General features: G+C 67.3%; 19 protein-coding genes and 1 tRNA gene. 13 read left to right on the forward strand and 7 right to left on the reverse strand.

The annotated features are described in order from the left end of the window. Nucleotides 1-49: 49 nt before the first annotated feature. On the reverse strand, nucleotides 50-196 hold the full coding sequence (locus A8G18_RS23670) for a hypothetical protein (RefSeq protein WP_425337700.1): 147 nt from the start codon (nucleotides 194-196) through the stop codon (nucleotides 50-52). 260 nt (nucleotides 197-456) lie between these two features. Between A8G18_RS23670 and A8G18_RS13980 the strand changes: the two genes are divergently transcribed. Continuing rightward, complete coding sequence (locus A8G18_RS13980) at nucleotides 457-2,172, forward strand: SulP family inorganic anion transporter (protein WP_064064374.1); 1,716 nt, start codon at nucleotides 457-459, stop codon at nucleotides 2,170-2,172. On the opposite strand, the gene A8G18_RS13985 is transcribed toward A8G18_RS13980, so the two are convergent. Continuing rightward, nucleotides 2,157-3,566 carry a hypothetical protein gene (locus A8G18_RS13985; RefSeq protein WP_064064355.1) on the reverse strand — a complete coding sequence of 470 codons (1,410 nt, stop codon included), beginning with the start codon at nucleotides 3,564-3,566 and terminating at the stop codon, nucleotides 2,157-2,159. The genes A8G18_RS13980 and A8G18_RS13985 overlap by 16 nt on opposite strands. A 196-nt stretch (nucleotides 3,567-3,762) precedes the next feature. Here A8G18_RS13985 and A8G18_RS13990 point away from each other — a divergent pair, with 196 nt between their 5' ends. The 9 genes from A8G18_RS13990 (at nucleotide 3,763) to A8G18_RS14025 (ending at nucleotide 9,971) form a co-directional block, all read left to right on the forward strand. Beyond that, nucleotides 3,763-4,212, forward strand: coding sequence for a DUF6325 family protein (locus tag A8G18_RS13990; protein WP_006551605.1), 450 nt, complete (start codon nucleotides 3,763-3,765; stop codon nucleotides 4,210-4,212). A gap of 32 nt (nucleotides 4,213-4,244) precedes the next feature. Next, nucleotides 4,245-4,535: an SHOCT domain-containing protein gene (locus A8G18_RS13995; protein ID WP_064064375.1), complete on the forward strand. Its 291-nt coding sequence runs from the start codon at nucleotides 4,245-4,247 to the stop codon at nucleotides 4,533-4,535. Between the two features lie 126 nt (nucleotides 4,536-4,661). After that, entirely contained in the window at nucleotides 4,662-4,826 is a 165-nt protein-coding gene (locus A8G18_RS14000; RefSeq protein WP_245207880.1) for a hypothetical protein, read from the forward strand. A gap of 586 nt (nucleotides 4,827-5,412) precedes the next feature. Further along, nucleotides 5,413-5,613 carry a cold-shock protein gene (locus A8G18_RS14005; protein WP_064064357.1) on the forward strand — a complete coding sequence of 67 codons (201 nt, stop codon included), beginning with the start codon at nucleotides 5,413-5,415 and terminating at the stop codon, nucleotides 5,611-5,613. A gap of 32 nt (nucleotides 5,614-5,645) precedes the next feature. Continuing rightward, complete coding sequence (locus tag A8G18_RS14010; RefSeq protein WP_084421802.1) at nucleotides 5,646-6,239, forward strand: helix-turn-helix domain-containing protein; 594 nt, start codon at nucleotides 5,646-5,648, stop codon at nucleotides 6,237-6,239. Between the two features lie 448 nt (nucleotides 6,240-6,687). Continuing rightward, complete coding sequence (locus A8G18_RS14015; RefSeq protein ID WP_064064359.1) at nucleotides 6,688-9,003, forward strand: ATP-dependent DNA ligase; 2,316 nt, start codon at nucleotides 6,688-6,690, stop codon at nucleotides 9,001-9,003. Between the two features lie 197 nt (nucleotides 9,004-9,200). After that, complete coding sequence (locus tag A8G18_RS14020; protein WP_016933095.1) at nucleotides 9,201-9,473, forward strand: LuxR C-terminal-related transcriptional regulator; 273 nt, start codon at nucleotides 9,201-9,203, stop codon at nucleotides 9,471-9,473. Beyond that, complete coding sequence (locus A8G18_RS22835) at nucleotides 9,470-9,631, forward strand: UDP-N-acetylglucosamine--N-acetylmuramyl-(pentapeptide) pyrophosphoryl-undecaprenol N-acetylglucosamine transferase (protein ID WP_147290708.1); 162 nt, start codon at nucleotides 9,470-9,472, stop codon at nucleotides 9,629-9,631. The genes A8G18_RS14020 and A8G18_RS22835 overlap by 4 nt, the downstream gene beginning before the upstream one ends. A gap of 10 nt (nucleotides 9,632-9,641) precedes the next feature. Then, nucleotides 9,642-9,971, forward strand: a complete 330-nt coding sequence (locus A8G18_RS14025) for a YnfA family protein (protein ID WP_064064360.1) — start codon at nucleotides 9,642-9,644, stop codon at nucleotides 9,969-9,971. Between the two features lie 42 nt (nucleotides 9,972-10,013). On the opposite strand, the gene A8G18_RS14030 is transcribed toward A8G18_RS14025, so the two are convergent. The 3 genes from A8G18_RS14030 to A8G18_RS14040 all read right to left on the reverse strand — a co-directional run bounded on the left by A8G18_RS14030 (nucleotide 10,014) and on the right by A8G18_RS14040 (nucleotide 12,373). After that, the gene (locus A8G18_RS14030; RefSeq protein WP_064064361.1) at nucleotides 10,014-10,466 is read right to left on the reverse strand and encodes a hypothetical protein; all 453 of its coding nucleotides are present in this window, start codon (nucleotides 10,464-10,466) and stop codon (nucleotides 10,014-10,016) included. Nucleotides 10,467-10,560: 94 nt separating this feature from the next. Next, complete coding sequence (locus tag A8G18_RS14035; protein ID WP_064064362.1) at nucleotides 10,561-11,382, reverse strand: amidohydrolase family protein; 822 nt, start codon at nucleotides 11,380-11,382, stop codon at nucleotides 10,561-10,563. Between the two features lie 7 nt (nucleotides 11,383-11,389). Next, on the reverse strand, nucleotides 11,390-12,373 hold the full coding sequence (locus A8G18_RS14040; RefSeq protein WP_064064363.1) for a helix-turn-helix transcriptional regulator: 984 nt from the start codon (nucleotides 12,371-12,373) through the stop codon (nucleotides 11,390-11,392). A 99-nt stretch (nucleotides 12,374-12,472) separates the two neighbouring features. On the opposite strand from A8G18_RS14040, the gene A8G18_RS14045 reads away from it, so the two are divergent. Beyond that, a complete protein-coding gene (locus tag A8G18_RS14045; protein ID WP_245207881.1) occupies nucleotides 12,473-12,844 on the forward strand; it encodes a VOC family protein in 372 nt (123 codons plus the stop codon). Nucleotides 12,845-12,863: 19 nt separating this feature from the next. Here A8G18_RS14045 and A8G18_RS14050 read toward each other — a convergent pair whose 3' ends face one another. Next, nucleotides 12,864-13,679: a DUF5602 domain-containing protein gene (locus A8G18_RS14050; protein ID WP_064064364.1), complete on the reverse strand. Its 816-nt coding sequence runs from the start codon at nucleotides 13,677-13,679 to the stop codon at nucleotides 12,864-12,866. Between the two features lie 224 nt (nucleotides 13,680-13,903). Next, a tRNA-Arg gene (locus A8G18_RS14055) sits at nucleotides 13,904-13,979 on the reverse strand. A 235-nt stretch (nucleotides 13,980-14,214) separates the two neighbouring features. Here A8G18_RS14055 and A8G18_RS14060 point away from each other — a divergent pair. Both A8G18_RS14060 and A8G18_RS14065 read left to right on the forward strand, forming a co-directional pair. Continuing rightward, on the forward strand, nucleotides 14,215-15,030 hold the full coding sequence (locus A8G18_RS14060) for a M23 family metallopeptidase (RefSeq protein WP_064064365.1): 816 nt from the start codon (nucleotides 14,215-14,217) through the stop codon (nucleotides 15,028-15,030). Between the two features lie 110 nt (nucleotides 15,031-15,140). Then, on the forward strand, nucleotides 15,141-16,649 hold the full coding sequence (locus A8G18_RS14065; protein ID WP_157100854.1) for a glutamate-cysteine ligase family protein: 1,509 nt from the start codon (nucleotides 15,141-15,143) through the stop codon (nucleotides 16,647-16,649). Nucleotides 16,650-16,655: the final 6 nt, after the last annotated feature.

The following is a 16,655-nucleotide window of genomic DNA, read 5'->3' on the forward strand; positions in this document are numbered from 1 at the left end:
GACCGACCTCCGCTCCGTGACGGGTGGGGTGCTCGTGCTGGCTCACGTCCTACCCTCCGATATCCGGAATCGCAGGCGGAAGAACGGAATCGAAAATCGGAGGTTCGGAGAGTCCGTGCTCCACCGCCTTCTCCACGAAGAACGGAACGAAGTCTCGGACCCTGCTCGTGACACATCGGCGGTAGACGCCGTGCACCGCGTTCGATGTCGTCCGAGGGAACGTGGGGACAGCGAACGATGCGACGTTCGATCACCTGTCGGACCTGACGCATCTCGTCGTCGCCGGTTATCGTTCGATCGTCGTCCTCGCGTCGGATACTCGTCAAGGCTCGAAGTGGTCTCCGAATCCGGACGAAGGCGCAGAATGGATGTCGTGCGGAGGTGGATCGTGGAACACGAAACGGGACACGGGAACAGTCGTGAGCGCTCGTTCCCGGTGTGCAGGAACTTCGGGCCGTGTCCCGATTGACGGGGCTCTCCGCGCTTCCCGGAATCGCAACGGCTCGTGGCTACCGTCGCGAGTGGTTGCGTCCGGACATCACCGCCGGCCTCGTGCTCACCGCACTGCTCATCCCTGCCGGAATGGGGTACGCGGAAGCGGCCGGACTGCCTGCCTATGCCGGCCTCTATGCAACCATCGTGCCGCTCCTGGCCTATGCCGTGGTCGGCCCGTCGAAGATCCTCGTCCTGGGCCCGGACTCGTCGCTCGCCCCGCTCATCGCAGCGGCCGTCCTCCCACTCGCCGTCGCAGACGACCCGGAGAGCGCCCTGGTCTTCGCCGGGATACTCGGTGTGCTCGTCGGCGTGATCCTGCTCGTCGGGGGGTTCCTCCGTCTCGGCTTCGTCACCGAACTGTTGTCCAAACCGATCCGGCTGGGTTACCTGAATGCGATCGCACTCGTCGTGATCGTCGGGCAACTGCCGAAGCTGCTCGGCTTCTCGGTCGACGCGCCCGGCCTCCTGGGGGAGATCCGGGAGATCGGGGAAGCCGTGGCGGGCGGCGGGATCGACCCGGTCGCAGCCGGTATCGGGCTGGCCTCGCTCGCGGTCATCGTGGGTTTCCGATTGTGGTTGCCGCGGATACCGGGAGTCCTGGTCGCGGTCGTCGGAGCGATCGTGACCTCCGCCGCGCTGGATCTCACCGACGACATCGGGATGGTCGGTGCGCTGCCCGAGGGGCTCCCGCTCCCGTCGTTCGGCGGGGTCGGATGGGGAGACGTGGCCCGGCTCGTCGGACCGGCGGCCGGTATCGCGCTGATCGCCTTCGCCGACACCGGGGTGCTCTCCCGCACGTTCGCTGCGCGCCGAGGCGAGAACGTGAACGGGAGTACGGAGATGAAGGCGGTGGGTGTCGCCAACATCGCGGGGGGACTCTTCGGGGGGTTCCCGATCTCGGCGAGCGGATCGCGGACGCCGGTTGCCGAGCAGAGCGGCGCGCGTACACAGTTCGCCTGTGTCGTAGGCGCGGTCGCCGTCCTCGTCTTCATACTCGTCGCTCCGGGTCTGACCACCTACCTGCCCGATGCGACTCTCGGTGCCGTGGTGGTCGTCGCCGCCACGGCCCTGGTCGACATCCGGGGCATGGTCCGGATGTGGAGGATGAGCACGGTCGAGTTCGGGCTGGCTGCCGCGGCCTTCCTCGGTGTCGCTCTGGTGGGCGTGCTGCAGGGCATCCTCGTCGCGATCGGTCTGTCCTTCGTCTCGGTGGTTGCGCACGCGTGGCAGCCGTACCGCACCGAACTCGTACGGACCGCCGACCGTCCGGGATTTCACGACGTCGAGCGTCATCCCGACGGGACTCGTATCCCGGGGCTGGTGCTCGTCCGGTTCGACGCTCCGCTCTTCTTCGCCAACGGTGAGATCTTCGATCGGTACGTGCGCTCGGTGGTCGCCGGAAGCGAGGTGCCGGTCGAGTGGGTGATCATCGCGGCCGAACCGATCACAGGACTCGACACCACTGCCGTGGACGAACTCGTCGACCTCGACACCTATCTGGAAGGCAACGGAATCCGGCTCGTATTCGCCGAGATGAAGGGACCGATCAAGGATCGGCTCGTCAGATTCGGGGTGGGAGACAGATTCGACCCGACTCGCTTCCACCCGACCGTCGACGATGCGGTGAACGCCTTCATCGGCAGGACCGGTCGTAGCGGCGATCAGGTCGTCGGCTGATCCTCGATCGCCGGATGCTCCTCGACGGTGCGGGCCGGCCTGATCACCAGTTCCAGGACCAGCAGCGCCAGGACCGCACCCAGCACGATGAGCGCGACCACGAGTCCGGTGGGGTAGCGCCAGAACATCACGAGCAGCGCGGCCACTCCGATGATGACCGACCGGATCACGATGCGGGCACGGAAAGCTGCTTCCTCGAAGGGATTCGGCGGGCGCGGCCGGCGCAGTCGTTGCACGGCGTCGAGGCTGCGGCCGAACCCGCGCCGGACGGTCTCGGCGGAGGACGAACCACCGGTGAGGTAGGCGCCGAGAGCGATCACCAACCCGAGGACCGCGACCGCCCGGAGAGTGGTTCGCAGCGGTACCAGCACGGCATCGATGATGGCGGCAGCCGCATCCGGCGACAGGACGTCGGGTGGAACACCGTCGAGATACAGCGATCGAGCGATGATAAGGGCGACCGCCAGAACGAACATGCCTACGACCAGCGCGAGGCCGACGAACGCGAGTGCGCGTAGGTGCCGTCCCGCCGGCGCGACCGCGACTGCGGCGGCAGCAGCGGCGAGCGTGATCCAGGGCAGTACATCGGACACGTTGTCGAGGGTGTTCACGGCTCGTTGTGCCCGGACCAGTTCCGGTGATCGGAACAGGACCAATTGTTTGTCGACACTCGGGATCTTCTCGGCGAACGTGAAACCACGGTCGAGGAGGCGAGCCTTCACGTTGTCGATCACCGTGCCGAGCGAGATGCTCACCGTACCCGCGTCGTCGACCGTTACGGACGACGGACCGAGATTCCCGGTCACCACCGCGACCACGCCCTCGTGGGCGGCGCGATTGGCCTGGATCCACAGATCCTCGAATCGGTCGCTCTGCACGAAGGACAGCACCGTCTGGTTGACGAAGCTCCGCGCCTGCCCCGTGATCACCGGCGCCAGTCCCTCCACCGCGCGGTCGACACGGGGCGCGTTCTCCGTGGCCGGAACGGCATCGGTGAGGGCAACCAGTGCGTCGGTCGTCAGGCCTTCGATGTCCACGCGCGTGAAGATCTCGTCGGTGACGGAGTTCGCGATCTGTGTCTGGATGGCAGGGTTCGAACCCAGAGGGGCGACGGTGGTCACGTACCGGTCGGTGTCGAGGATCTCGCTGCGCACGAACCGTGCCGTCACCGACAGGACAGCCAGAACCGCGACCAGTACGGTGAGCAGCGCAACCGCAGCCCAGCGCCATCCGTGTCTCGGGGGGCGCGGTTCGCGAACGGGCTTCGTCCCGGGAGCGGCTCGTTCCCGAAGCGTGGCGACCTCCGCGCGCAACCGGTCGAGTTCGGCGCGTTCGTCGTCGTCCAGTCGACCCGGTCGGGGATCTTCACCGCCCGCGTCGGTGTTCGTGGTCATCCCTGCATCGCCCCCTTCCGGGGCCGGACTCAGTATGCGCCGCCGAGGATCTCTCCGTAGGAAATATGGACTCTATTCGCTTCGGAAACAGCCGCCGGGCGGTCATACTCGACAAGAGGGGATCTGTTCTCGACGACACCGGCGGAAGTCGGCTCCCGGCTTCCGCGAACGATCTTTCATCGAAACGAGGCTCCAGGTGACCGATTCGGATATCGACGAGATGGGCCCGGTCGACTATCTCGTCATCGAATTCCCCGCCGACCGACCGCCGAACGGCTCTGCTCTACCGCTGCTGCTCGATCTCGTCGAACGAGGCATCATCCGGGTGCTCGATCTCGCGTTCGTCCGCAAGGACACCGACGGTTCGGTGGCCGGGATCGACATCTCCGAGGTCGGACTCGAAGGAGAGGTCGACGTGACGCTGTTCGCGGAGGCCTCCTCGGGCCTGCTCGGCGACACCGACTTCGATGAAGCGGGGGCCGCGCTCGAACCGGGCTGCTCGGCCGCCGTCCTCGTCTACGAGAACACCTGGGCTGCTCCGCTGGCGCGGGCACTGCGCCGAAACGGCGCCGAACTCGTCGCATCCGGGCGTATCCCGGTGCAGAGCATCCTGGCTTCGCTGGAGAAGCTCGATGTCGAAATGTGATTCGAGCGAACGAGATACGTGAGGAGAGCATCATGCCGGGACTGCTTCGTGGGGTGGCTCGTACCGCAGTCGTAGCGGGGACTGCGACAGCCGTCTCCAATCGGGTCTCCCGCCGTCAGGGGGCACGGTGGAGTGCGCAGGAACAAGCACAGTACGGTCGGCCCGAACAGTACGCACCCGAGCCCGCGCCGACCCCGGCGAGCCCGCCTCCGGGCGGGACGGACCGCATCGCGGCGTTGAAGGACCTCGCCGAATTGAAGGCACAGGGCGTGCTCACCGAGGCCGAATTCGAGAGGGAGAAGGCGAGGATCCTCGCGTCCTGAGCGCGAGTCCGACCTCCGCGTCGGGCGGGCGCGCCCCCGCTCCGACGCGACGACGGGTTCGACGGGACGAGCCTCATGGGCGACTGGAGGTGTACGGTACACCGGATCGACGAGCCGACCGAGTGCGTGGCAAGGCTGTCGCTGGTACTGGCGGACGAGCTCACCTCGGCAGAGGTGCAGGACCGCGCTCGTGTGCTGGCCCGCCAGTTCTTCGGACACGACGTCGATGTCGCTGACGTCGAACCGGAATACTGGTCGACGGGCATTCCCCGCCGGCCACCGTCGGCGTGAACGGGCACCGTTTCATCGAGGTTCACAACCGTTGGCGGGAAAGGTGTTTCGTTCTGAAGGCATCAAATATCCACGCCGGAGGCGCGGTGCGGTCAGCGTGTTGTGGACGTGGCGCGTGAGGTGGCCGGGGGAAGGTGGGGCGACAGGGGGCAACTTCCCTCAGGTCTTCGGTCACCTCACCCTCGTCGATGCGGCCTGCGCGATCACCGCTGCGGAACGGACCGGAGGGGCCGATGCGGCGAACGAAGGGCCTGGCACCCGACCCGCCCTCGGGCGGATTGTCGAGACGATCCGAATGGCAAGTGCCCCTTCGGTATACATCGACAGACATGCGGTGTGTAGGTACACCGGCGGAGGCATCGGGTGCGACTCTCTACTTCCGGAAGTCCGGACTCGAACCAACTCCGTTGGTACGCAGATGAATCGGAAGAAATGGTACGAATGTCACCGATTCGGCGCGGGCGCTTCCCCCGGCCCCCCGAACAGGATTCAATGACAGGTGCAGAGGGACTGCCGGGAGCGCAGGGGATACGCTTCCGCATCGCTGCTCCGTCGGGAAATTCGCGAACGGTGGCAGGGGACGACAATGGAGCACGGAGTTGTGCTGTGGTTCGATGCCGATCTGGGACACGGATTCATCCGTGACGACGACGGCACCGAAATCCTGGTGCATTATTCACAGATCGACGGGAGCGGTTACCGCTTCCTGACAAGTGGTCAGCGGGTCCGGTTCGACGTGGGCTACGGAATCTTCGGCCGGCAGGCGGTCGACGTGCACGTATGCTGACATAGGGGCCGTCCGGACGGTGGGAACGGATCATGGATACACGTGCGAACGAGCGGGTGGGGGAGATCCACCTTTCTCCCTCGGAGGAGCAGGTGTGGGCCTCGCGGGCTGCAATCGAACGGGCGACGGGCGTGCTGATGGAACGATACGGCCTCGATGCCGGACAGGCGAAGGAATCGCTGCTTCGGGCCTCCCGCCGTACCGCCGTATCGACGGTGCAATTGGCGGAGGAGGTGCTCGTCTCCGGCCGGACGCATGAGCCGTCCTCGATCCGGGAAGTGCTGGACGCCGCACCCACGCCTGCGGCCCTGCAGAAGGCCGTCGCCTTCATCGAGGCCGAAGCGGCTCGCCCGATCAGACTGGCCGATATCGCCGCTGCCGCCGGCGTCGGAGGGCGCGCCCTGCAATACGATTTCGTACGCCACCATCACACGACGCCCGTGCGGTACCTGCGTTCGGTACGACTCGAGCGGGCCCACCGTGATCTGCAGACCGCCGACCCGAACCGTGAGACGGTGGCCTCGATAGCGGCGCGGTGGGGCTTCTCGTCGCCCGGGCGGTTCGCGGCGCAATACCGGTCCGTCTACGGTCGATCCCCTCGCGTGACCGGCGCGGGACGGTTGTGATCCGATCGGATTACCGACGAATCTCCGAAAAACGAATAGACTGCACCGGAAGCGAACAATGCGTCGCTGTCGAGACTGCCGACGGGGCGTGAGACTTCCGGCGCAGGGGGTCGGATGCGTCCACCTGCCCCGTCGGCAGTAACTCGAACATGCACATTCGATCCCGGCCGGGGCCATTCGGCGTATTCTCGGGATATCGATGATCGCCTGTCACCCCCCTGCGCGGACGATCACCGCCGCCGGGTGGATCCGATGTCGGCCACTCAGGCGATGCCGGACCCTGCCCGCCCCATTCCCCTGCTCGGGCGACAGGGTTTCGGCGCTGTACAGCGTGCCTCACGCTGCTTCGAATCCGTCCGCCCGAAGCTTCGGCGTTCACGGACGTGCCGCCCCGATCACCCTCTTCGACACCGCACCCGAACGCGCCCGAATTGGCAGAATCCGAAGTATGCCGACCCGGACGATCGACGGTCACCGCATCACCCTGACCAACCTCGACAAGGTGCTGTATCCGAGCACCGGGACGACGAAGGGTGAGGTCGTCGAGTACTACGAAGCGATCGCCGAGGCGATGCTGCCCCACATCGCCGGCCGGGCCACGACCCGCAACCGGTGGCCGAACGGCGTCGGTGGACAGTCCTTCTTCGAGAAGAACCTTCCGGACCACGCACCGGCATGGATCGAGCGTCGCACTCTGCACCACAAGGACCGGCGGGTCACCTACCCGCTGTTCGATTCGGTCGCCGGACTGGTCTGGCTCGCACAACAGGCAGCCCTCGAACTCCACGTCCACCAGTGGCGTTTCGACGGAGAGAAGGCCGGACCCGCGACCCGCATCGTCTTCGATCTCGACCCCGGGCCCGGGGTGGGCCTGGCCGAGTGCGCGGAGGTCGCCCGCCACGTGCGCGACACCGTCGCAGAACTCGGGTGGAACGCCTATCCCGTGACCAGTGGCAGCAAGGGGATCCACCTGTACGTTCCGCTCGACCGGGTGTTGTCCTCGGCGGGGGCGTCGAAGGTGGCGAAGCAGGTCGCGCGCAATCTCGAGACCACCCTTCCCGGCCTGGTGACCGCGACGATGGCGAAATCCGCGCGCGACGGCAAGGTCTTCGTCGACTGGAGTCAGAACAACAGTTCCAAGACGACGGTGGCTCCGTACTCGCTGCGCGGTCGCGACGAGCCGTGGGTTGCGGCCCCGCGTAGCTGGGACGAACTCGACGATCCGGACCTCACGCAACTGCATTTCCGCGACGTGCTCGCTCGTATCGACGAACTCGGGGACCTACTCGCCGGATTGGATCCGCCGCTCGGCGGCGGCACCGTGTCCGGCGGCGACGCTCTGGACACCTACCGCGGCAAGCGCGACGCGGCGCGCACCCCCGAACCCGTGCCCGATCGCGTCCCGGACGACGGTCCCGGCAACAGGTTCGTCATCCAGGAACACCGTGCGCGTCGCCTGCACTACGACCTGCGGCTCGAACGCGACGGTGTGCTGGCCTCCTGGGCGGTGCCGAAGAACCTGCCGGAGACCTCCGGGCGCAACAATCTGGCGGTACGGACCGAGGATCATCCCATCGAGTACCTGACCTTCCACGGGACGATCCCGAAGGGCGAATACGGTGCCGGCAGCATGACCGTGTGGGACACCGGCACCTACGACACCGAGAAGTGGCGGGACGACGAGGTGATCGTCCGTTTCCACGGCGAGCGGATCGAGGGACGGTACGCGCTGATCCGCACCGAGAAGAACCAGTGGCTGGCGCATCGCATGAAAGACCAGGCGGAACCGATCCCCGAGCCTTCGTCCGACGGCGGGCCGTCGAAGGTCTTCCCGCACGACCTGGCGCCGATGCTCGCGACCCCCGGTGACGTCTCGGATCTCGACGCCGAACACTGGGCGTTCGAAGGCAAATGGGACGGATACCGCGCGATCGCGGAGATCGAGGACGGCACGGTGAGGCTCCGCAGCAGATCCGGACGCGATGTCACCGGCGACTATCCGAAGCTCGTCGAACTCGCGACGATCCTCGACGGTCACCGGGCGGTGCTCGACGGGGAGATCGTCGCGGTGGACCGTTCCGGCGTGACGAGTTTCTCGATGCTGCAGCGCGGCGTGAACTACGAGTACCGCGTGTTCGATGTGCTGTATCTCGACGGGGTTTCGCTGCTGCGCAAGACCTACGACGATCGCCGCCGGGTCCTCGAGGCGCTCGCCGCCGCAACGGACGGACTGATCGTCCCCGACCTGCTCCCGGGTGGCGGACCCGACGCTCTCGACCGCAGCCGGGCGAAGAACTGGGAGGGCGTGGTCGCGAAGCGCCGTGACTCCGTATACCTGCCGGGCAAACGCGGAGCGGGGTGGATCAAGTCCAAGAACTGGCTGACCCAGACCGTCGTGCTCGGGGGGTATCGGCGCGGCCGCGGCAATCGCGCCTCCACCTTCGGATCCCTGTTGCTCGGCGTCTACGACGACGGCGAGTTCGTCTACGTCGGCAAGGTGGGTACCGGTTTCGACGCCGAGACCCTCCTGTCGGTGGCGAAGACCATGAAGGGACACACGAGTCGTTCGAACCCGTTCGCGAACGAGGTGCCGGCCGCCGAACGCCGCGATGCGGTGTGGCTGCGGCCCGAACTCGTGGGGGAAGTGCGGTTCGGGGGATGGACGGAAGGAGACCGTGTGCGGCACGCGAGCTGGCGCGGTCTGCGCGACGACGTCGACGCGTCGAGCGTGGTGCGAGAAGAGGAAGCAGGCGCTGACTCCTGACGTCGACGTATCGAGCTCGGGCGCGACGGCCGGCGGATCGGTTGAGCGGTCGAAGTACCGATGCCCGTATTCTGTCGGGCAGAAAGAGATCGGTATGGGTGATTGTCGCCTCCAACCGTTACGTTGTATCCACTCGAAACGGTGTTCGTCGGGGGACCCGGCTCGATCCCATGTATCCATCTCGGTAGGGACGCGCTATGACGACGATGCTCGGACATTCCCCGGCTCAGGAGCCTGCACCACAGAAGCCCGCACTCTCGGCTCGCGAGATCGAGATCCTACGGGCCTGGTTGCTCTGCGAGTCCAAGGCAGAGGCGGCTGCGAGCCTGTTCGTCACCGCAGCCACGGTCAGCACCCACATCGTCCGCATTCGCGAGAAGTATGCCCGGGTCGGGCGTAGGGCGACCACGAAGACCGCACTGCTCGCCCGCGCCCTGCAGGACGGTGTGATCTCCATCGACGAACTGTGACCCGTCGGCTTCTCACCGGGCAGGGTGGACACACGACGGAAGCCACGAGTGCGGCGGACGCCGCGCGTCGACGAGGCGTGGACGTGGTGATGCTCGACGATCACGGCATGGACGAGAGCGCGCGCGGCATCGAGTCGGGTGTGGTGTCGCAGGACTAGAGTTCCTCGTGTGACCGTGCTGAAGTCGTTGCTGCTGTTCGCCGTTGCAGCCCTGTTCGAGATCGGTGGTGCGTGGCTGGTGTGGCAGGGCGTGCGCGAGCACCGCGGCTGGATCTGGATGGGGATGGGCGTGATCGCGCTCGGCGCTTACGGTTTCGTCGCCACGCTCCAGCCCGACGCGAACTTCGGGCGCATCCTCGCCGCGTACGGCGGTGTGTTCGTGGCCGGTTCGTTGGCGTGGGGCATGGTGATGGACGGCTTCCGGCCCGATCGATGGGATGTCGCGGGCGCGCTCGTCTGCCTCGTGGGCGTCGCCATCATCATGTATTCACCTCGGTGACGAGGCATCCGGTGCGGGCGGCGCCGGATGTCTCTCCCGATGTCACGGCACTACGACGCCTCCGGTTGCGGGGGTCGAGTTGCACAGCGGTCCACTGCCGAGATTCACCGAGCCGAACACCGTGGCCACGACTTCACCCGGTCCGGTGTCGACCAGCGCCGACAGGTTCGGGTACGCACCGCCCAGATCGACGATGCCGGTACGGCCGGTGGTGCGATTGAGCCATGCGACGCTGACCTGGCCTGCTGCCGGGACCGGCCACAGCGCTTCCCGCGTGGAGAACAACACGTGTCCGCCGGGAATACCGGCGTCCGGTCCGGGTTGCGCCGCGACCGAGGTCAACGACGCGAGGCTGCCCTGATTGATGCAGCCGATGGTGATCGCCGTGCCCAGCGGCTGAGGGGGTGCAGCGGTTGCCGCACCGGTGAATGCGATTGCGGCAGCGATGGGAGCCGCCAGGGCGAGAACTCGACGTGCACTTCGCAGTGCAGGCATGGTGCTGCTCCTCGGAAAAGGGACGTCACGTCCGGGAGCCGACCGCGGCGAGGAATACCGCGGCGCGTCCCGCGCACCGATGACGAGCGTGAGTCTATCGAGACACCGAAGTTCCTGGAGCGGTTTCGGTCTCGATCCGGTACAGCCCGGAAGCATTGCGGCGCAATACCGCGTCGGCGAGGTCGTCGCCGAGCGCGTCCTCGACGAGGGTGATGTCGGTGTCCCGGAACGGTCGTGGTGCCCGCGTCGACGGCAGGTCGGTGCCGAACACGAGGGCGGCGGGATTCGCCTCGGCAAGGGCCCGCAGCGCGTCGGCCACCGGGAAGTCGAGGCGCCCGAACCCCGTGGCCTTCACGTGGACACCACTGTCCACCAGGCGCAACAGTGACGGCAGGCCGTCCCGCGACAATCCCAGATGATCGATCGACACCGCGGGTAGCGCCGCGATCGTCGAGTGCACATCGGCCAGATCGCGGGCATCGATGTACAACTCGGCGTGCCAGCCGACGAGGTCGTGGACCCGGCGGGCCAGCCGGTCGAGTTCGGAGAGGGTCGCCGACCCGCCGCGGCGGACGTTGAATCGCACCGCCCGCACGCCCGCCGCGTCGAGCCGCACGATCTCGTGGTCCGAAGCGGTGACCGGCAGATGCACGACACCCACGAAGGACGGACCGAGCCGGTCGAGCGCGTCGAGGAGGTAACTGTGATCGAAGGCCTGGAACGACGCCGACACCACCGCTCCTCCGGTGACCCCGAGATGCGCGACCCGCGCGAGATAGTCGTCGACGGTGAACGGTTCGGGTAGATACCCGTCGTTCTCGACGAGGGGGAAGCGCGGATCGATGATGTGCAGGTGCGCGTCGAACATCTCCTCACGATAGGAATCGCGCCGCAGCAGGGACAGCTTTCGGATCATCGGGAGTTCACGGACGGCGACGATGCGCGGTATGGCGGCGGAGGAGCGACTCGGCCAGTCCTGCCACGAGGTCCCGTGCCTCGGGTGGCCCGACGATCTCGATGTGCTCGCCGAACTGCAGCAGTTGCCGCACACCGTCGATCGAGTCGTAGGCCACCGTGATCCGCGAGACGTCCGGTCGCGGCCCTGCGGTGCTCCCGCGCAGGCGGGCACCGAGGATGCGCCGCGCGAGGTCGAGACGGCTCGTCGCGAGATCGGCGGTGACGACGACGTCCTCGCGTCGTTCGAGCGCGTCGCCGAGTTCGCGTGCCAGGGCGGGCAGGGTCCGGCCGGGGGACAGGAGGCGCGGCCGGTCGAGCACTTTCCACGCCCTGAGGCGGGTGAGTGCGAACAGTCGTGGTCGCCCCTGATCGTCGGCCACGAGATACCAACGGCCGGCGCGGGAGAGCACACCGTACGGATCGACGACGATCTCGCGTTCGTCGCGGTGCCCGCTCGAGCGGTAGGTGATCGCGAGTCGCCGTCCGCGTCGCAGGTCGCGGGTGAGCGCAGCGACGTCGGCCCGGTCCTCGGCGGCGAACCATCCCCGGTTGTCGACGGTGACCACCTCGGTCAGCGGCAGCAGGTCGTTCTCGCGTGCGCTGGACGGCGTGCGCCGGCCGCGCGCGGTGAGCTTGTTGACGGCGTCGCGTGCGGTGGCGTCGACACCGAGTTGCCGGGCCCGGCCCATGTCGAGACCCAGGGCGCGCAGGACGTCCACCTCGGACGCGGTGAGCCGGTTCAGGTCGGTCTGCCGACCGGGGAGCATCACGATGCCGCCGTACCTACCGCGTTCGGCGACCACCGGAAGATCCGCAGCAGCAAGCGTTTCCACATCGCGCAACACGGTGCGCCCGGAGACGCCGAATTCCTCCGCGAGTTCGGCGGCCGTGACCCGTCTGCGGGCCTGCAGGACGACCAGCATGCTCAGCAACCGCTGCGGCCGGTTCACGGACTGTTCGCTCTCCTTTCGAAAACACGACAGGAACTGTCGGGTTTCGGTGCCACGGTAGTCCCCGAAGCCTTCACCGCCTACCGGAAGGAGATGTCGATGACCGTGTCGTCGCCCAACCTGTTCCTGATCTACGTGACCGACGTCGAACGCGCGACCCGCTTCTACAGCGACCTGTTCGGCATGACCCCGCAGATGACGACCCCGCGCTACGTCTGCTTCGAAGTGGCGCCGGGAGTGCTGTTCGCACTGTGGTCGGGTCGCGCCGAGACCGCGGATGCGAATGCGCCGCGGTTCTCGGAGGTGGGCCTGATGGTGCCGGGCTCGGCCGCCGCCGTCGACGCGATCCACGACGAGTGGGCCGGCAAGGGGGTGACGGTCGTGGAGGCACCTCACGACGAGGTGTTCGGGCGGACATTCGTGGTGTCGGACCCGGACGGCAACCTCATCCGCGTCTCCCCGCTGGACTGAGCCCGCTCGACCGGCCGATCTACGACGCCTCGCGCATCGTGAGCCCGCCGAGTTCGACCGTGTACGTCTGCGACGCCTCGTCCCACCACACGGAGTAGGTGGTGGGGTACAGACCCGCGCGCTGGTAGGCCTCGGGCTGGGGAAGGGGCTCGTGGATCGCAGGCCGGGACGCGAGCCACTCCCGGCTCATCATGGGCTCGATGAACGCCTGCCGGCCGTCCCACGAGCCGTAGAGCACCGTCTCGGTGAAGTGGTGTTCCGCAGCGGAATCGTGCCCGGTCTCGGTGGTGTCCACCCAGTGCAGTCCCATACCTGCGACCGTCGAGGTCAGCGGATCCCCGGACGGTGCGTACCCCTTCGGGAGGTAGCGCGGGTCGGGCACGCGGGCAGCAGCGGGGACGTAACCGGGGGCGAAGGGATGGATCGACTCCACCGTCGGCCTGTCCAGCAGATAGAAGTGGACATCGAAATGCGGGACGTCGAAGCCGTGCTGGGGGTCGTGGCCGTGCGAGTTCCAGTCGATCGTGACGTGGTCGAAGGCCGTGGCGGCCGCCTCCTCGGGCAGGCCGAGCACGTAGGCCTCGGTGACCGGCAGCAGAGAGCTGGGCAGGTCGTCGAGTGCGGCCGCGTCGAGTCGGACCCCGATGGCGGCCGGCGTGCCCTCCTCGTCGACGGTGACGTACGTGCGGGCGTTGCCCGCGCCGACCGGATGGGCCGGACCTTCGACGAGACCGGAGACGCCTCCGGCCCCTGCGGGGGCGGGAGTGACGAACAATCCGAGGACCACCGCCGAGACGATCACGGCGAGGTGTGAGGCACGAGGCCGAATGTCCATGCGGGGTCCTCGATTTCCGTCTCCAGCGGCATCGTTCTGGATGCTAACCGTCGTGCGGACGGCGGAGGACGGACTAGATCGAACCGTGATGCGGGGGCTTCGGGCGGTCGGCGGTGATCCCGGAAGGTCGCGAACCCGGCGGTGCCCGATGCTCGGGACCCGGGTGGTGTCGGATGCTCGGGACCCGAGTGGTGCCCGATGCTCGGGACCTGGGTGGTGTCGGATGGTGCCCCCGGCAGGATTCGAACCTGCGACACCCGCTTTAGGAGAGCGGTGCTCTATCCCCTGAGCTACGGAGGCGTCCGGCCGGGCGGAGCCGACCTTTGCGCGTTGTGAGTGTAGCCGCCGGGCCGCTGCCGTAACCAAGCGCCCGCTCCCGGGCCTCGCCGGAGGGAGCATACGACCTGCAGGTTCCCGCCGATTGAGATCAAGGAAAGGTAACTCTGGCCTTTCCCTATATCGTTTTGTTACCTTGGGTCGCCAGGAACGGCCGGGGGATACCCGGTCGAAGTCGGGACGAAACAAGGGACACACTGTGGGACGCCATCAGCGCACACGCGAAGACGTAGCATTCGACCTCGAACCGATTCGCGTGCCGTCCTCCGGCAAGGGTCGCCACCGTGTCGAGCCCACCGGGACGTCCGCGCCGGTCAAGGCCGCCACCGTCGCCGCAGCCACGGGTGCATTCTTCGCCGTGGGCTCGCAGATCGGCGCCGGCACCGCCGCCGCGCATCCCGGCCACGACCACGTCCAGGCCGAGGCTCCCGCTCTTCCCTTCGAGCTTCCTGCGGGTCTGCTGCCCGAGGGTGTCGAGATCCCGGCGATTCCCGGTGTCACCACCCCGGCCGAGCAGGGTGCGCCCGAGCTCCCCGCCGAGGTCACCGATTTCCTCGATCAGTTCTCGGGTCCCGGCTGGCTCGACCAGCTCAACCCGGCTGCGCCTTCCGCTGTCCAGCCCGTCTCCGGCACCCTCACCTCCGACTGGGGTCCGCGCTGGGGTACGCACCACGGCGGCATCGACATCGCGGCGCCGATCGGCACGCCCATCAAGTCCGCCGCCGACGGCACGGTTCTCGACGCCGGGCCGGCTTCCGGCTTCGGCCAGTGGGTTCGCGTCCTCAACGACGACGGCACCACCGCCGTCTACGGTCACGTGAGCACCTACCAGGTTTCCGCCGGGCAGCGGGTCAACGCCGGCCAGCAGATCGCGACCGTCGGCAACGAGGGCTGGTCCACCGGCCCGCACCTGCACTTCGAGGTGTGGGACACCGCCGGCACCAAGATCAACCCCAATGCGTGGCTGAGCGATCGCGGTGTGGTCACCGACTGGGGCGGATACCGCGCCGTCTGATCTCACCGGGTCGTCCGATCCGACCCGACGGCGAGTCGTCCGATCCCACCCGACCGAGAGTCGCGCGCTAGGCTTGGCTCGACCGACTGCACGCCGACCCGGGGGTTCCATTGGGAGCTGAGATATCTGCTCGTTCGTTCACCGGGGAAGACCGGCGGATGTTCCGCAGCAAGGTTCGCGACTGCATGAAGGCGCTCGAGCGGATGCTCAGGGAGGACGTCTTCGTCGATGTGCACTCGTCGCCCGAACCTCATCTCGGCATGGAGATCGAGTTCAACCTCGTCCGCGACGACATGTCGCCCGCGATGTCGAACCTCGAGGTACTGCAGGCGATCGACGACCATGCGGTCTTCCAGACCGAACTCGGCCAGTTCAACGTCGAGATGAACGTCGAACCGCGGCGCCTCACCGGCGACGAACCGTTCGAACTCGAGGATTCGCTGCGTTCGTCGCTGCGCCGTGCCGACGATCGGATGCACCGGCACGACGCGCAGTTGGTGATGATCGGCATGCTGCCGACGCTCGAACTCGACGATCTCGAACTGGGTCGCATCACTGCCAATCCCCGCTACGAAGCGCTCAACGACCAGATTTTCGCGGCACGCGGTGAGGACATCGAACTCGATCTCGACGGTGTGCCCCTCCCCGGCAGCGACGTCGTGGAAACCCTTCGCGCGGATATGAACTCGGTGGTTCCCGAAGCCGCCTGCACGTCCTTGCAGTTGCATCTGCGGGTCGCGCCGGAGGATTTCGCGACCCATTGGAACGCTGCCCAGTGCCTGGCGGGAGCCCAGGTCGCGCTCGCGGCGAACTCACCCTTCCTCGCCGGTAAGGCGCTGTGGCACGAAAGTCGGATCCCGCTGTTCGCGCAGGCCACCGATACACGTCCGCTCGAACTGCGGAATCAGGGTGTCCGTCCCCGGGTGTGGTTCGGCGAGCGGTGGATCGACTCCGCCCTCGACCTGTTCGAGGAGAATTCCCGCTACTTCACGGCGCTCCTTCCGGAGATCTCGGACGTCGATCCGATGGCCGAACTCGACGCCGGCCGGGTTCCCGAGCTGCGCGAACTGCAGATGCACAACGGCACCATCTACCGGTGGAACCGCCCCGTCTACGACATCAGCGACGGCCATCCACACCTGCGTGTCGAGAACCGTGTGCTCCCGGCGGGTCCGACCGTTCTCGACACGATGGCCAATGCCGCCTTCTACTACGGGACGCTGCGCGCTCTGGCCGACGCCGACGAGCCGCTCTGGCGCGACCTCAGCTTCGACGCCGCGGAACGCAATCTCGTCCTGGGCGCGAAGTTCGGGCTCGACGCGAAGCTGTACTGGCCGCGGACCGGATGGGTCGGCGCCGACGAACTCGTTCTGCGGTGCCTGTTGCCGCTCGCGCACAAGGGTCTCGACGCCTACGGGTTGTCGGCGGCGGTCCGGGATCGTTACCTCGGGATCGTCGAACGGCGCGCCTCGAGTCGGCAGACCGGTGCGGCATGGCAACGCCGACAGGTGGCCCGGCGTGAAGCCGCCGGTGAGGATCGGCGCGTGGCGCTCCTGGGGATGATGCAGGACTACGTGCAGAACATGCGGACCGGCACGCCCGTTCACGAGTGGGAGTGACATTCC

The organism is Rhodococcus gordoniae (assembly GCF_001646655.1).
GTDB classification, from domain to species: Bacteria; Actinomycetota; Actinomycetes; order Mycobacteriales; family Mycobacteriaceae; genus Rhodococcus; species Rhodococcus gordoniae.

What these genes read in the sequence shown, in the direction of transcription:
- A8G18_RS13995 (WP_064064375.1), top strand. Translation starts at nt 4,245, where the DNA reads ATGCCGGGACTGCTTCGTGGGGTGGCTCGTACCGCAGTCGTAGCGGGG.
- A8G18_RS14020 (WP_016933095.1), top strand. Translation starts at nt 9,201, where the DNA reads ATGACGACGATGCTCGGACATTCCCCGGCTCAGGAGCCTGCACCACAG.
- A8G18_RS14015 (WP_064064359.1), top strand. Translation starts at nt 6,688, where the DNA reads ATGCCGACCCGGACGATCGACGGTCACCGCATCACCCTGACCAACCTC.
- A8G18_RS14050 (WP_064064364.1), bottom strand. Translation starts at nt 13,679, where the DNA reads ATGGACATTCGGCCTCGTGCCTCACACCTCGCCGTGATCGTCTCGGCG.
- A8G18_RS14030 (WP_064064361.1), bottom strand. Translation starts at nt 10,466, where the DNA reads ATGCCTGCACTGCGAAGTGCACGTCGAGTTCTCGCCCTGGCGGCTCCC.
- A8G18_RS13985 (WP_064064355.1), bottom strand. Translation starts at nt 3,566, where the DNA reads ATGACCACGAACACCGACGCGGGCGGTGAAGATCCCCGACCGGGTCGA.
- A8G18_RS14010 (WP_084421802.1), top strand. Translation starts at nt 5,646, where the DNA reads ATGGATACACGTGCGAACGAGCGGGTGGGGGAGATCCACCTTTCTCCC.
- A8G18_RS14005 (WP_064064357.1), top strand. Translation starts at nt 5,413, where the DNA reads ATGGAGCACGGAGTTGTGCTGTGGTTCGATGCCGATCTGGGACACGGA.
- A8G18_RS14035 (WP_064064362.1), bottom strand. Translation starts at nt 11,382, where the DNA reads ATGATCCGAAAGCTGTCCCTGCTGCGGCGCGATTCCTATCGTGAGGAG.
- A8G18_RS14045 (WP_245207881.1), top strand. Translation starts at nt 12,473, where the DNA reads ATGACCGTGTCGTCGCCCAACCTGTTCCTGATCTACGTGACCGACGTC.